Below are 14,161 nucleotides of genomic sequence, written 5' to 3' on the forward strand. Positions count from 1 at the left end.
CGGCGGTGGCAGGATCCCATCGGTTCCGGTCGCCGGCGGCGCTGTTCCGCCGCCACCGGCCCGACCACGATGAACCCATGACCATCACCGAACCCCCACTGACCCTGGCCGCCGACGCCGCGCTGATCGTCGTGGACGTCCAGCGCGGTTTCACCGACAGCGCCTTCTGGGGCCCGCGCGACAACCCGGCGGCCGAGCGGAACATCGCCGACCTGATGGATTCCTGGCAGCGCACCGGACGCCCCCTGGTCCTGGTCCGCCACGACTCGGTGAACCCCGACTCCCCGCTGGCCGCGGGCAGCCCCGGCAACGCCTTCCAGGAGTTCGTCGAGGCCCGCCGGGCCGGGTCCCTGCTGGTGGTCAAGTCGGTGAACTCCTCCTTCTACGGCACCCCCGACCTGGCGGAATGGCTGACGGCGGCCGGGATCCGGCAGCTGGTGGTGGCCGGTGTCCAGACCAACATGTGCGTGGAGACCACGGCCCGGATGGCCGGGAACCTGGGCTTCGACACCATCGTCCCGCTGGACGCCACCCACACCTTCGACCTGGCCGGTCCGCCCGGCCTCGCCCTCACCGCGGACGAACTGGCCACCGCCACCGCCGTCAACCTGCACGGCGGAGGCTTCGCCCGGGTCGTCGGCACCGCGGAACTCCTGCGCGCGGCCGGCTGACGGGCCCCGGTGCGATCATGGGGCCATGCCGAATCCCCGCTCGCTCGACGAGGTCCGCGCCGCGATAGACGCGATCGACACCGATCTGGTCGCCCTGCTGGCCCGCCGCCAGGAACTGGTCCGGGCCGCCGCCGGCTTCAAGAAGGACGAGGAGGCCGTCCGCGCCCCGGACCGGGTGGAACGCGTGGTCGCCGCGGCCCGCACCCGGGCGGCGGCCGAGGGGCTGGCCCCGGAGGTCGCCGAAGCGGTCTGGCGCGCCATGGTCGCCGCGTTCATCGACCTGGAACTCACCGAACACCGCACCCTGCCCTGACCCGGACCCTGCGCCGGGCCCGCACCTCGTTCCCGCCGCCCCGCGTCATACGGACTCCTCCGCTTCCCACACCCCGGTGCGCACCACCGCGGGCCGGCCCACCGACCGGGCCCCGGCCGTGTACAGCAGGAAGCGGAGCTCCTCCCAGGCGAAGGAGGACTCCCCCCGGCTGTCCGCCCACAGCCGCAGCCCGCCGGGTCCGGCGGGGGAGCGGGTCAGGTCCCAGAAGGCCCAGCCGCGGATATCCGGGTCGGGGTCGAACCGGGACAGCCAGTCCTGGAGCTCCCAGGTCTCGCAGCCCTCGTACCCGGCGTTGAACCGGTCCCGTCCGGCGGCGGCGAACGGCTCGGTCGGGAAGCCGTCCCGGCAGACCCCGGTGAACCAGGCCGGCAGGATGTCGGTGGGCAGGTCCTCGTCGGCGTCGAAGTCGGCCCGGGCGGCGATCCCGTAGACCGCGGCGAGGACTTCCCGCACCCGCGCGGCGTACTCCTCGGCCGGCCCGTCGGGCAGGATCTCGAACGCGGCGAGCACCGGGGTTCCCCGGTCCACCCCCGGGCGTCCCGCGATCCGCAGGGCATCCACCCCGGTGCCCCCGGTCTCCTGCAGCATGCTCGGTCCCGTCCTGTCCGGTCTGCCCGGAGGCCCGGATCCCCTTCGCGGATGCGAGCGGGACCCGGGCCTCCGATGACCGTGCGTCATGCGCCGTGCGTCAGAGCACGTCGGCGGCGATGTTCGCGGCCACCTGCTCCAGCAGCGGTCCCGCGTTCGCGATGCACTTCGCGGTGTCGGGCTCGATCTCCGTCAGCGGGTACGCCCGCCGGATGCCGGCCGCCGTCAGCGCCTCCTGCTCCAGCAGCAGCCGCCCGCAGACCGCCACCACCGGCTTGCCCGCCGCGCGCGCGGCCGAGGCCACGCCTGCCGGGGCCTTGCCGTGCAGGGTCTGCTCGTCCAGCGAGCCCTCGCCGGTGATGACCAGGGTGGCCCGCTCCAGCGCCGGGGCGAAGCCCAGCACCTCCAGCATCAGCTCGATGCCGGGCCGGAAGCTCGCCCCGAGCAGCAGCGCGCCGTAGCCGATGCCGCCCGCGCCGCCGGCGCCCGGGGAGGCCGCCAGCTCGGTGGCCTTCGGGCCGATCGCCTTCTCCAGCACCTGCGCGTAGTGCGCCAGCGCCGCGTCCAGGGCCGCCACGTCCTCCGGCGAGGCCCCCTTCTGCGGGCCGTACACGGCGGGCGCGCCCTTCGGGCCGGTCAGCGGGTTGTCCACGTCGCTGGCGAGGACGAACTCCACCTCGGCGAAGCGGGGGTCGATCCCGGACAGGTCGGCCGAGGCCAGCTCCGCCAGGGCGCCGCCGCCCGGGCCGACCGGCTCGCCCGCCGCGTCCAGGAACACCGCGCCCAGCGCGGCCAGCATGCCCGCGCCGCCGTCGGTGGTGGCGCTGCCGCCCACACCGAAGACGATGGTGCGGGCACCCGCGTCCAGGGCGGCCTTCAGCACCTCGCCCGAGCCGTACGTGGTGGCCGTCAGCGGGGCGAAGACGCCCGCCGGGAGCAGCTGGAGCCCGGAGGCCTCGGCCATCTCGACCACGGCGGTGCCCTCGCGCAGCGCGTAGGCGGCCGTCACCTGATCGCCGAGCGGTCCGGTGACCCGTACCTCCCGGCGCTCGAATCCGGCGGCCACCGCCGCCGCGACCGTACCGTCGCCGCCGTCCGCGACGGGGAGGGTCTCGATCTCCACGTCCGGGACGGCCCGGCGGAGGCCGGCCGTCACCCGCTCGGCGACCTGTACGGCCGTGAGCGAGCCCTTGAATTTGTCCGCGGCGATGAGCACGCGCGCGGCCTCAGTTACTGCTCCGTCCGTCACCTTGCTTGATCCCTTGCTATCGAACGTGCAGTCGCGCCACCCATGAGCCTATCCGGAGGATCCTCCTATGCGCATGGGTGGCCTGGGTCACGCCGCGTCCGCACCCGGCGCGGCACACCGATAAATGGCGATTTTCCCCAGGATAGTGGGCCAGTATGAGTACGGATCCACTGGAACAGTCACGCCCGGACAGCCCCGGGGACCCGGCCGCCGGCCCCGGCGAGGGCACCCCGGACCGCACCGTGGTGGTCATCGGGGTGGTCGCCGTCCTGCTGGTGGTCGGCTGGGCGGCACTCGGCAAGGACTCCTTCGACAGCGCGTCGGGCACGGCCCTGGCCTGGGTGCTGGAGAACTTCGCCTGGCTGTTCGTGATCGCCGCGGACGTGTTCCTGGTCATGTGCGTGGTCCTGGCAATCAGCCGGTTCGGCCGGATCAGGCTGGGCGCCGACGACTCCGAACCCGAGTTCACCAACCTCGCGTGGATCGCGATGATGTTCAGCGCCGGCATGGGGATCGGCCTGATGTTCTACGGGGTGGGGGAGCCCCTCACCCACTACCTGGCCCCGCCCCCCGCCTCCGGGGCCGCCCCGCAGACCGGCGCCGCCGCCCGGGCCGCCCTGGACTACTCCTTCTTCCACTGGACCCTCACCCCCTGGGCCATCTACGGCATCGCCGGCCTGGCCCTCGCCTACGCGACCTTCCGCAAGGGCCGCGGCAACCGGCTCAGCTCCGCCTTCGTCCCGCTCATCGGCCAGGACCGCGCCGACGGCCCGGCCGGCCAGGCCATCGACCTGCTGGCCGTCTTCGCCACCGTCTTCGGCACCGCCACCAGCCTGGGCCTGGGCGCCCTCCAGGTCGCCGAGGGCCTGGACATCACCGCCGGCGTGCGGAACACCACCGGCGTCCAACTGGTGATCATCGCCTCGCTGTCCGCCGCCTTCGTGCTCTCGGCGTTCTCCGGCCTGCACAAGGGCGTCAAATGGCTCAGCACCGTCAACATCGTGCTCGCCGCCGTCCTGATGCTGTTCGTGTTCCTGCTCGGCCCCACCGTCTACATCCTCGACGTGATCCCGGCGAGCGTCGGCAGCTACCTCGACGAACTCCTCCCCATGGCCACCCGCACCGGGGCGTTCACCGACAGCGCCTGGCTCGGCGCCTGGACCATCTTCTACTGGGCCTGGTGGCTGTCCTGGGCCCCCTTCGTCGGCACCTTCATCGCCCGGATCTCGCGCGGCCGCACCATCCGCGAGTTCCTCGTCGGCGTCCTCCTGGTGCCCTCCGGCGCCACCGTCGTCTGGTTCTGCGTCATGGGCGGCACCGCCATCCGGCTGGACGCCACCGGAGTCGCCGACCTCACCGTCAAGGTCAAGGACGGCGCCGAGGCCTCCCTGTTCGCGATGCTCGACGCCCTGCCCCTGGGCACCGTCACCTCGTACGTGGCCATGGTCCTGGTGATGACCTACTTCGTGACCAGCGCCGACTCCGCCTCGCTGGTCATGGGCTCGCTCACCAGCCGGGGCTCGCTGCACCCGCCCACCTGGCTGGTCGTCACCTGGGGCGTGCTGATGGCCGCCGTGGCCGCCGTCCTGCTCCTCGCCGGCGGCCTCAAGTCCCTCCAGACCGCCACCATCCTGGTCGCCCTGCCCTTCGTCATCGTGATGCTGCTGCTCTGCTGGGCGCTGGTACGGGAACTCCGCGAGGACCCCGGCGCCGGCCCCGCCCGCCACCACGCCCTCCACGGACTCCGGGACGCCGTCAAGGCCATGGTCGGCGACGCCATCACCGAACAGGGCCCGGCCCGGCACCTCCGGCTGCGCCGGGCCGCCGAGTCCCGCAGCCGCGACCGCGAGGACGGCGGCCGCACGGACCGGTAGGCCCGTTAGGGTGGCGGCGTGACCACCACAGACGACTACGCCGCCTACATCGCGAGCCTGCCCCGGGTGCTGGCCGGCGCCGCCGCCCTCTTCCGCGACGCCGACGGGCGGGTCCTGGTCGTGGAGCCCAACTACCGCGAGGGCTGGGTCCTCCCGGGCGGCACCGTCGAATCCGACCAGGGCGAGTCCCCCCGGGCCGCGGCCCGCCGGGAGGCCGCCGAGGAGATCGGACTCGACCTCCCGCTCGGCCGGCTCCTCGCCGTCGACTGGGTCCGCGGCCCCGCCCGCCCACCCCTGGTCGCATACGTCTACGACGGCGGCGTCCTCGGCGCCGAACAGCTCGACTCCATCAAGCTCCAGGAGGAGGAACTGCTCTCCTGGAAGCTGATCACCCCCGAGGAGATCCCCGCCCACCTCCTCGGATCCCTCGGCCGCCGCATCCAACAGGCCTACCGGGTGCTGGAGTCGGGCGCGAGCACCGCCGAACTGGAGGACGGCCTCCCCGCCCTGGCGGAGTAACACCGCACCTACACCGAGCAGGACAGAATCACACCATGATCACCATGTACGCCTGGCCCAGCACCGCCGACGGGCCCGACGCCCTGCCCATGGTCCACTTCACCACCGAGGAGCAGTCCGGCACCGAGGTCACCCCGGACGGCCAGCCGGTCTGGCTGTTCGACGGCGCGATCCGGGACGGCGGCTGGGCCCACTTCACCGACTACGAGGGCTGGTCCCGGACCGCGCCCGGCTGGCTCGCCGAGTACCGCCGGCACGACGACGTCCTCCTCGTCAGCGGCCCCGGCGCCTGCGAGGGCTGGTACCAGGGCACCATCGGCGCCCCCGCCGAATGGGTCGAGGCCGCGGCCGTCCAGCAGAGCATGGTCATCATGGCCGCCCCCGTCCCGCACCCCTCCATGTACGGCTACGCCGTCGAGATGGGCGTGGCCTTCGCCCTCCTCGTCCCCGTCCACGTGGTCTAGCGGCGGCCCGGACCCGCCCCGGGAGCTCAGTCCCAGAGGGTGCCCGCGGACGGCGTGTCCCGCCCGCCGCCCGCCTCGAAGGCCAGCAGCCGCTGCTTGCGCTCCACCCCGCCGCCGTACCCGGTCATCGAGCCCGAGGCCCCGATCACCCGGTGGCAGGGCACGATGATGCTGACCGGGTTCTTCCCGTTGGCCAGCCCCACCGCCCGGGAGGCGTTCGGCTTGCCCAGCCGGCCCGCCAGCTCCCCGTACGACCAGGTCCGCCCGTACGGGATCAGCAGCAGCTGCTCCCAGACGCTGCGCTGGAACTCCGTGCCCTCCAGCCGCACCGGCAGGTCGAACTCGGTCAGCTCCCCGGCGAAGTACGCCGCCAACTGGCGGGCCACCTCCGGGAAGGGCTCCTCGGCGGCGTCCACCCGCTCCCCGAAGGACTCCTCGGCCGGCCGGTGCCGCTGCTCCGTCATGTACACCCCGCTCAGCACCCCCTCGGTGGCCACCAGGGTGAGGGGCCCGCAGGGACTGTCGACGACGGTGTGACACGTGCTGCTGTTCACGATCGCTCTCCTGAGAAGGAAACAAGAAACAAGGAACAAGAGGGAAGAGGGGAGGGGGAGTTCAGACGGGCAGACGGTTGATCGGATGGTCGTCCGTGGCCCACAGGTACTGCACGGCGTACGCCCGCCAGGGCCGCCAGCCGGCCGCCCGGCCCGTCAGCGCCGCCGGCGAGGACGGCAGGCCCAGCCCCGCCGCCGCCCGCCGGACCCCCAGATCGGACGGCAGGAACGCGTCCGGATCGCCCAGCGCGCGCATCGCGATCACCTCCGTGGTCCACGGCCCGAAGCCCGGCAGCGCCCCGAGCGCCGCCCGCGCGGCCTCCCAGTCGCTGTCGATGCCCAGCGGCAGCGACCCGTCCGCCAGCCCCGCCACCAGCGTGGTCAGCGTGGTCCGCCGGCTGCGCGGCAGCGCCAGCGACTCCGGGTCCAGCCCGGCCAGCGCCACCGGAGTGGGGAACAGGTGCGTCAGCCCGCCCGCCGGATCCGGATCCACCACCGGCTCCCCGTGCGCCCGCACCAGCCGCCCCGCATGGGTGCGCGCCGCCGCCGTCGACACCTGCTGCCCCAGCACCGCCCGCACCGCGAACTCGGCCGCGTCCACCGTCCGCGGCACCCGCCGCCCCGGGGCCTTGTCCACCAGCGGGGCCAGCAGCGGATCCGACCGCAGCTGCTCGTCCACCGCCTCCGGATCCGCGTCCAGGTCCAGCATCCACCGGCACCGGCTGATCGCGATCGTCAGGTCCCGCAGGTCCGTCAGCGACAGCTGGCAGGCGATGTGGTCCGGCCGCGGCGCCAGCGACACCACCCCGGTGCCGTACGGCAGCCGCAGCGTCCGCCGGTACGCCCCGGCCCGCCACTCCTCCACCCCCGGCACCGCCGTCGCCGCCAGATGCCCGAACAGGTTGTCCGGATTGAGCGGGGCCCGGAACGGCAGCCGCAGCGACAGCGTGCCCGGCACCAGCGGCTCCGCCGCCTGCCCCGCCCGCCCCGCCGACCGGGTCCGCAGCTCCCCCGGGGAGAGCGCGAACACCTCCCGCACCGTCTCGTTGAACGTACGGATCGAGGAGAACCCGGCGGCGAACGCCACATCGGCCATCGGCAGCGCCGAGGTCTCGATCAGCAGCCGGGCGGTCTGCGCCCGCTGCGCCCGGGCCAGGGCCAGCGGACCGGCACCCAGCTCGGCGTTCAGCTGCCGCTCCACCTGCCGGGTGGAGTAGCCCAGCCGGGCCGCCAGCCCGGGCACCCCCTCCCGGTCGACCACCCCGTCCCGGATCAGCCGCATCGCCCGGGCCACCGCGTCGGCCCGCGCGTTCCACTCCGGCGATCCCGGGCTGGTGTCCGGACGGCACCGCTTGCAGGCCCGGAACCCGGCCTGCTGGCAGGCCGCCGCACTGGGCAGGAAGCTCATGTTCTCGACCTTGGGGGGCACCGCCGGGCAGCTGGGCCGGCAGTAGATCCCGGTGGTCCGGACGGCCGTGAAGAACCAGCCGTCGAACCGCGCGTCCTTCGACTGCACGGCCCTTACGCAACGCTCGGTGTCGGTGTGCATGAGTCCAGCATCCGTGGTCCGGCCCGCCCCGGGCTGGCGGTTTTCCGACATCAAGCATACGGCGGGCGCACCCGCCCGGCCCCCGCTCAGCCCAGCCGGTACGCGTCCCGGGCCAGGGTCAGGGCGATCAGATCACGCGGCCGGGACAGCGAATGCGAGGTCAGCTGCTCCAGCCGCCGCAGCCGGTTGAAGACGGTGTTGCGGTGACAGTACAACCGCCCGGCCGCCCGCCCCGCCGAGCCCTCGGCCGCCAGCCAGGCGTCCAGGGTCTCCAGCAGCACCGCCCGGTCCGCCGGATCCAGCTCCAGCAGCGGGCCCAGCACCGTGCCGACCAGCTCGGCCGCGAGCTCCGGCTGCCGCACCACCAGCGAGGTCGGCAGCCGGTCCGCCAGCCGGACCAGGGCCCGCTCCTCCGGACCGCAGGTGCGCAGCGCCGTCTCCGCGAGCCGCCGTGCCCGCCCCAGTTCGGCCAGCCCGGTCACCACCGGGCTGATCCCGCCGGGACCGGGACAGCGGTCCGCCAGCTCGGCCGTCAGATCGTCCAGCGAGCAGGGCCCCAGCGCCACCACGGCCAGCTCCCGCTCGGTCCGCATCCGCCAGAACAGCCGCATGCCGCCCACCGACTCGATCCGGTGCACCCCGTCCCGGCGGTCGGCCGGCAGCACCACCACCGCGTACCGCCCCTGCTCCGGCAGGTCCAGCCCGGCCGCCGCGCCCGCCGCCAGCCCCGGCGCCGCGTCCCCCTCCAGCAGGGCGTCCAGCAGGGCCTGGACCCGCTCGTCGCTGCGCCGGCGCATCTCCCGCTCGGCCGTCCGGTAGGCCTCCGCGGTCGCGGCCGCCTGCTGCTCGATCCCGGCCCACATCGCGCCCGCCGACCGGGCCAGCACCGGCAGCGCGTCCGGATCGCGTTCGGTGACGATGTCCAGCAGCGCTTCCCAGGTCAGCCGGCCGGCCCGCCGGTAGGCGTACAGCAGCAGGTCCAGCGGCAGGCCCTGACCGGCCCGGCGGCGGCCCAGCTCCTCCGCGTACGCCAGGTCCTTCCGCGGCTGCGAACGGCGGGCCGCGAAGGCCTCGATCCCGTAGTGCATGGCCTCGCTGACCTGCCGCCAGTGCTCGTCCCGGGGCACCGCCAGATCGAACAGCGGGGAGTGCTTCGCCAGGTCCTCGATCAGCTGGTCGGTGAGTCCGGGAATCCGGCCGATCAGCACCTCGGCGGCCCCGAGCAGGACCGACCACTCCACGTCCGTCCGCGTTCGCTGACCGCCCATGGCCGCTGAGGATGCCACCCCCGTACGCCCCCCGTCACGCCCCCGTCACGGACCGCTTCCCCAGGACTGTGCCGCTGCACAACCGGACCCCGCCCCCGGCTGGTCATCCGCAGCGATTCCGGTTCCGGCCGTGGACGGGCGGTCCGCCCGGTGCTGGTCTGTGCGCCAGCACAAGGGAAGGCTCGGGAACACTCCGGAGGGGGAGGACTTGGCTTCGCTTCAGGTGAGCGCGCTGTCCGTGGGCTACGGCCCGGTACGGGCGCTGCGCTCGGTATCGCTGGAGGTGCCGGCCGGCGCGGTGGCCGTGGTGCTCGGCGGGAACGGGGCGGGCAAGTCCACACTGCTCCGCGCGGTGTCCCGGACGCTGCCCTTCCACCGGGGCGCGGTCACCGGCGGCGGCATCCGCTTCGACGGCCGCCCGCTGGACGGGCTCAGCGCCGCCGAGGTGGTCGCCGCCGGGGTGGTGCAGGTGCCCGAGGGACGGCAGGTGTTCGCCCGGATGACGGTGGCGGACAACCTGCGGGCCGGGGCACTGGGCGCCCGGTCCGGCTCCCGGGCCGAGGTGGCGGCCTCGCTGGCCCGGGTGCACGAGCTGTTCCCGGTGCTGGCCCGGCGGGCCCGGCAGCGGGCCGGACTGCTGTCCGGCGGGGAGCAGCAGATGCTGGCCCTGGGCCGGGCCCTGATGGCGCGGCCCCGGCTGCTGCTGCTGGACGAGCCCTCGCTCGGGCTGGCCCCGAAGATGGCCGCGCTGATCGCGGCCACGATCACCGAGATCAACGCGGCGGGCACCTCGGTGCTGCTGGTGGAGCAGAACGCGGCGCTGGCCCTGCGGCTGGCCTCGCAGGCGTACGTCCTGGAGGTCGGCGAGGTGACCCTGCGCGGCCCGGCCGCCGAGCTGGCCGCCTCCGACGAGGTCCGCCGCCGCTACCTGGGCATCACCGACGAGGCCCCCGCCGACCCGGGCGCCCCCGACGGTCCGGGTGCCCCCGGCGGTGCCGGGGCGGCGTCCGGACCGTCGGGGGTCCCCGGCCCCCGCGCCCCGCGCACCCTGAGCCGGTGGTCCGAGTGACCGCCCCCGGCACGGCCGCGCTGGAGGTCCGGGAGGCCACTGTCCGGTTCGCCGGACTGACCGCCCTGGACGGGGTGTCCTTCACCGTGGAGCCGGGCAGCGTGCACGCGGTGATCGGCCCCAACGGGGCGGGCAAGTCCACCTGCTTCAACCTGCTGTCCGGGGTGTACCGGGCGGCCTCCGGCAGCGTCCGGTTCGGCGGCCGGGAACTCACCGGGCTGGCCCCGCACGCCATCGCCGGCCTCGGGGTGGCCCGCACCTTCCAGAACCTGGCGCTGCCCCCGCACAGCACGGTCGCCGACAGCCTGCTGCTGGGCCGGCACCGGCTGATGCGGTCCGGGTTCCTCGCCACCGGACTGCGGCTGCCCGCCGCGGCCCGGGAGGACCGCCGGCACCGCGAACGGGTCCGGGAGATCGCCGAGTTCGTGGGCCTGGAAGCGGACCTGGGGGCGCCCGCGGGCTCCCTCCCGTACGGCAAGCAGAAGCTGGTGGAGCTGGCCCGGGCGCTGTGCATGGAACCCCGGCTGCTGCTCCTGGACGAACCGGTGGCCGGGATGACCGCCGACGAGCGGCAGCGCACCGCCGCCGTCATCGCCGGGGTCCGGGACGGCCTGGGGATCTCGATCGTGCTGGTGGAACACGACATGGGGGTGGTGATGCGGCTCGCCGACGCGGTGACCGTGCTCGACTTCGGCCGACGGATCGGCGGGGGCACCCCGGCCGAGGTGCAGAACGACCCGGAGGTCATCCGCGCCTATCTGGGGGAGGAGGGGGAGGAGGCATGAGCACCTTCCTCGAACTGTTCTTCGGCGGCCTGTCGATGGGCTCGGTGTACGCGCTGATCGCCCTCGGGTTCGTCGTCATCTTCAAGGCCACCGAGGTGGTCAACTTCGCGCACGCCTCGCTGCTGCTGGCCGGCGGCTACGTGACGGCGGTGCTGCACGAGCACATCGGGTTCTGGCCCGCCCTGCTGGTCGGCACGGCCGCCGCGGCCACCGTCGGCGCGGGCATCGAGTTCCTGGTGATGCGCCGCTACCGGGGCCAGGACCAGAGCGTGCTGGCCATCGTCACCATCGGCGTGGACATCCTGCTGATCACCGACCTCACCCGCCGGATCGGCACCGACGTGCTGGCCCTGGGCGACCCGTGGGGCAGCGCGGTGGTCCGGATCGGACCGGTGACCCTGGCCCAGACCCGGATCGCCGCGATCCTGGTGGCCGGCCTGCTGATCACCGTGTTCCTGCTGGTGTTCCGCTACACCTCCTGGGGGGTGGCCATGCGGGCCGCCGCCGAGAAGCCGGAGACCGCCGCGCTGATGGGGGTCCGGCTGGGCCGGGTCTCGCTGGCCGCCTGGGGGGTGGCCGGGGCACTGGCCGCGGTGGCCGCCCTGTTCCTGACCGTGTTCCCCACCCCGGGCCTGGAGCGGGCCACCTCGCTGGCCGCCCTCAAGGCCTTCCCGGCCGCCATCCTGGGCGGACTGGACTCCACCACCGGGGCGCTGGCCGGCGGTCTGATCGTCGGGGTCACCGAGGCCCTGGCCACCGGCTACCAGAGCCAGCTGAGCTTCCTGGGCCGCGGGATCGGCGATCTGGCCCCCTATCTGGTGATGGTCGCCGTGCTGCTGGTCCGTCCGGCCGGGCTGTTCGGGACGAAGGAGCCGGCCCGTGTCTGAACGCGCCGTCCGCCGCGGCCTGTGGGCCGCCGGGACCCTGGTCCTCCTCGCCCTGCCCTTCTACCTGGACCGGTTCTGGCTCCAGGCCGGCCTGTTCGCCATCGCCGCCGCCATCGGCGCGATCGGCCTCAACCTGCTCACCGGAGCCACCGGCCAGCTGTCCATGGGCCATGCCTTCTTCCTCGCCGTCGGCGCGTACGGCTACTGCGCGCTCGCCGGGGACGGCGGCCGGTCCGGCGGCCACGAACTGGTCGGACTGGGGCTGCCCAGCTGGCTGGCGGCGGTCCTGGCGGTGCTGCTCACCGGCCTGGCCGGCGGGCTGTTCAGCCCGATCGCGGGCCGGCTGCGCGGGGCCTACCTGGGCATCGCCACCCTGGCCCTGATCTTCATCGGGCAGCACCTGCTGTTCAACGCCACCCCGCTGACCGGCGGGTTCAACGGCCGCGAGGTCGAGCCGCTGTCCCTGTTCGGCCTGACCTTCGACGACACCGAGACGGTCGTCGCCTCGGTCCCCCTGCAGTCCGCCGAGAAGCTCTGGTACGTGGGGCTGGCCGCCCTGCTGGCCGGGGCCCTGTTCGCCCGCGGGGTGCTGCGCGGCAGGCCCGGCCGGGCCATGAACGCGATCCGCGACCACTCGATCGCCGCCGGGGTGCTGGGCGTGCCGGTGGCCCGCTACCGGGCGGCCGTGTTCGTCCTGTCCTCGATGTACGCGGGACTGGCCGGGGTGCTGCTGGCGCTGGTGTTCCAGCGGACCGTGCCCGACTACTTCGGCATGGTGCTGTCCCTGGAGTTCCTCGCCATGATCGTCATCGGCGGGCTGGGCACGGTGGCGGGCGCGGTGGCCGGCGCCGTCTTCGTCAGCCTGCTGCCCCAGCTCCTCACCCGCTACAGCGACGCCCTGCCGCTGGTGTCGGCCCCCGGCACCGGCGGCGTCTCCCCGGGAGAGGCCTCCCGCTACCTGTACGGCGCGGCCGTGGTCCTGGTCGTGCTGTTCCTGCCCGGCGGACTCACCCGGCTCACCCCCTCGCTCACCCCCTCGAAGAAGGAGCAAGCGTGAGAAGTACCAGAATCGGCACGGCGGCCCTCGCGGCGGCCCTGGTCCTGGCCGGCGCGGTCGGCTGCAGCGGCAAGGCGGGCGGCTCCGACGGGGACAAGGAGGGCGCCGGCGGGGTCAAGACCGGCGCGGGAGTCACCGACAAGAGCATCAAGCTCGGTGTGCTCACCGATATGACCGGGGTCTACGCCTCGCTGGGCAAGAGCGTCACCCAGGCCCAGCAGCTGTGGGCGAAGCAGACCAACGAGGCCGGCGGGATCTGCGGCCGGACGGTCGAGCTCGCCGTCCGGGACCACGGCTACGACCCGCAGAAGGCGCTGGCCTCCTACACCGAGCTGGAACCCCAGGTGCTGGGCTTCGCCCAGTTCATCGGCTCCCCGTTCGTGGCGGCCGCCAAGGAGCGGATCGACGGCCGGGACAAGGCCCTGGTGATCCCGCAGGCCTGGTCCGCCTCACTGCTCGGCAGCCCGTACATCCGCACGGTCGGCGCCACCTACGACATCGAGACGGTCAACGCGATCGGCTATCTGCTGGACGAGAAGAAGATCGCCTCCGGGGACAAGATCGGCCATGTCTACTTCGAGGGCGACTACGGCGAGAACGCCCTCGAAGGATCCGAGCACGCGGCCGCCGAGGCCGGGCTGACCGTGGTCGAGCAGAAGATCAAGCCCACCGACAACGACATGACCGCCCAGGTCGCGGCGCTGCGGCGGGCCGGGGTGAAGGCCGTGGTGATCAGCGCCGGCCCGCGCCAGGCGGCCTCCCTGGTCGGGGTCGCGGCGGCGAGCGGCTGGCAGGTCCCGATCGTCGGCAACAACTCCGCCTACGCCCCCCAGCTGCTGGCCACCCCGGCCGGCGCGGCCCTCCAGAAGAACTACTACATCGCCGCCTCCACCCTCCCGATCGGCTCCACCGAGGCGGGCCCGGCCGGCCTGGCGGCGGCCTACAAGGCGGCGTACCCGGGCGCGGGCCTGGACAACGGGGTGGCGGCCGGCTGGACGGCCGCCCAGGTGTACGGAGAGGTCCTGAAGAAGGCCTGCGAGGCGAAGGACCTCACCCGGGAGGGCGTGGGCAAGGCCCTGCTGGGCCTGAAGTCGTACGACAACGGCTTCGGCATCACCCACGACTTCTCCGACCCGAAGGCCCCCTCCTCGCGGCAGAGCCTGATCATGAAGCCGGACGAGAAGGTGCCGGGCGGGCTGACGGTGGTCAAGGGCGCGGCCGTCGCCCCGGCGGCCGAGAAGTTCACCCCGGCCGGCTGACCGCATACGCAACGGGAGGGGCCCCGGACGCCAT

General features: G+C 74.0%; 15 protein-coding genes. 10 read left to right on the top strand and 5 right to left on the bottom strand.

Going from position 1 to position 14,161, the window contains the following annotated elements:
- Nucleotides 1-77 precede the first annotated feature (77 nt).
- Entirely contained in the window at nt 78-671 is a 594-nt protein-coding gene (locus ACZ50K_RS10290; RefSeq protein ID WP_468900158.1) for a cysteine hydrolase family protein, read from the top strand.
- Nucleotides 672-696: 25 nt separating this feature from the next.
- Complete coding sequence (locus ACZ50K_RS10295) at nt 697-984, top strand: chorismate mutase (RefSeq protein WP_468900161.1); 288 nt, start codon at nt 697-699, stop codon at nt 982-984.
- 45 nt (nt 985-1,029) lie between these two features.
- Here the strand turns inward: ACZ50K_RS10295 and ACZ50K_RS10300 are convergent, their stop codons facing one another.
- On the bottom strand, nt 1,030-1,593 hold the full coding sequence (locus tag ACZ50K_RS10300) for a hypothetical protein (RefSeq protein WP_468900164.1): 564 nt from the start codon (nt 1,591-1,593) through the stop codon (nt 1,030-1,032).
- A gap of 100 nt (nt 1,594-1,693) precedes the next feature.
- Nucleotides 1,694-2,842: a glycerate kinase gene (locus ACZ50K_RS10305; protein ID WP_468900166.1), complete on the bottom strand. Its 1,149-nt coding sequence runs from the start codon at nt 2,840-2,842 to the stop codon at nt 1,694-1,696.
- Between the two features lie 155 nt (nt 2,843-2,997).
- On the opposite strand from ACZ50K_RS10305, the gene ACZ50K_RS10310 reads away from it, so the two are divergent.
- Genes ACZ50K_RS10310 through ACZ50K_RS10320 form a run of 3 tightly spaced genes read left to right on the top strand, consistent with a single transcriptional unit; the run spans nt 2,998 to nt 5,699 of the window.
- Nucleotides 2,998-4,716, top strand: coding sequence for a BCCT family transporter (locus ACZ50K_RS10310; RefSeq protein ID WP_468900169.1), 1,719 nt, complete (start codon nt 2,998-3,000; stop codon nt 4,714-4,716).
- An 18-nt stretch (nt 4,717-4,734) separates the two neighbouring features.
- Nucleotides 4,735-5,235 (top strand): NUDIX domain-containing protein, encoded by a 501-nt coding sequence (locus ACZ50K_RS10315; protein ID WP_468900172.1) that lies wholly within the window; start codon nt 4,735-4,737, stop codon nt 5,233-5,235.
- A gap of 35 nt (nt 5,236-5,270) precedes the next feature.
- Entirely contained in the window at nt 5,271-5,699 is a 429-nt protein-coding gene (locus tag ACZ50K_RS10320; protein ID WP_468900174.1) for a hypothetical protein, read from the top strand.
- Nucleotides 5,700-5,725: 26 nt separating this feature from the next.
- Here ACZ50K_RS10320 and ACZ50K_RS10325 read toward each other — a convergent pair whose 3' ends face one another.
- From ACZ50K_RS10325 to ACZ50K_RS10335, 3 genes are all read right to left on the bottom strand, one after another.
- The gene (locus ACZ50K_RS10325; RefSeq protein ID WP_468900177.1) at nt 5,726-6,253 is read right to left on the bottom strand and encodes a methylated-DNA--[protein]-cysteine S-methyltransferase; all 528 of its coding nucleotides are present in this window, start codon (nt 6,251-6,253) and stop codon (nt 5,726-5,728) included.
- A gap of 61 nt (nt 6,254-6,314) precedes the next feature.
- Entirely contained in the window at nt 6,315-7,802 is a 1,488-nt protein-coding gene (locus ACZ50K_RS10330; protein ID WP_468900180.1) for an AlkA N-terminal domain-containing protein, read from the bottom strand.
- A gap of 86 nt (nt 7,803-7,888) precedes the next feature.
- Complete coding sequence (locus ACZ50K_RS10335; RefSeq protein ID WP_468900183.1) at nt 7,889-9,070, bottom strand: PucR family transcriptional regulator; 1,182 nt, start codon at nt 9,068-9,070, stop codon at nt 7,889-7,891.
- Between the two features lie 208 nt (nt 9,071-9,278).
- On the opposite strand from ACZ50K_RS10335, the gene ACZ50K_RS10340 reads away from it, so the two are divergent.
- From ACZ50K_RS10340 to ACZ50K_RS10360, 5 genes are read left to right on the top strand one after another with little or no spacing between them, the layout of a single operon-like run.
- Nucleotides 9,279-10,139, top strand: coding sequence for an ABC transporter ATP-binding protein (locus ACZ50K_RS10340; protein WP_468900186.1), 861 nt, complete (start codon nt 9,279-9,281; stop codon nt 10,137-10,139).
- A complete protein-coding gene (locus tag ACZ50K_RS10345; RefSeq protein ID WP_468900189.1) occupies nt 10,127-10,924 on the top strand; it encodes an ABC transporter ATP-binding protein in 798 nt (265 codons plus the stop codon). Before ACZ50K_RS10340 ends, ACZ50K_RS10345 begins: the two co-directional genes overlap by 13 nt.
- Entirely contained in the window at nt 10,921-11,811 is an 891-nt protein-coding gene (locus ACZ50K_RS10350) for a branched-chain amino acid ABC transporter permease (RefSeq protein ID WP_468900192.1), read from the top strand. The genes ACZ50K_RS10345 and ACZ50K_RS10350 overlap by 4 nt, the downstream gene beginning before the upstream one ends.
- A complete protein-coding gene (locus ACZ50K_RS10355; protein ID WP_468900195.1) occupies nt 11,804-12,868 on the top strand; it encodes a branched-chain amino acid ABC transporter permease in 1,065 nt (354 codons plus the stop codon). Before ACZ50K_RS10350 ends, ACZ50K_RS10355 begins: the two co-directional genes overlap by 8 nt.
- On the top strand, nt 12,865-14,127 hold the full coding sequence (locus tag ACZ50K_RS10360) for an ABC transporter substrate-binding protein (RefSeq protein WP_468900198.1): 1,263 nt from the start codon (nt 12,865-12,867) through the stop codon (nt 14,125-14,127). Before ACZ50K_RS10355 ends, ACZ50K_RS10360 begins: the two co-directional genes overlap by 4 nt.
- Nucleotides 14,128-14,161 lie beyond the last annotated feature (34 nt).

Source organism: Streptomyces sp. NPDC033845 (genome assembly GCF_055576225.1).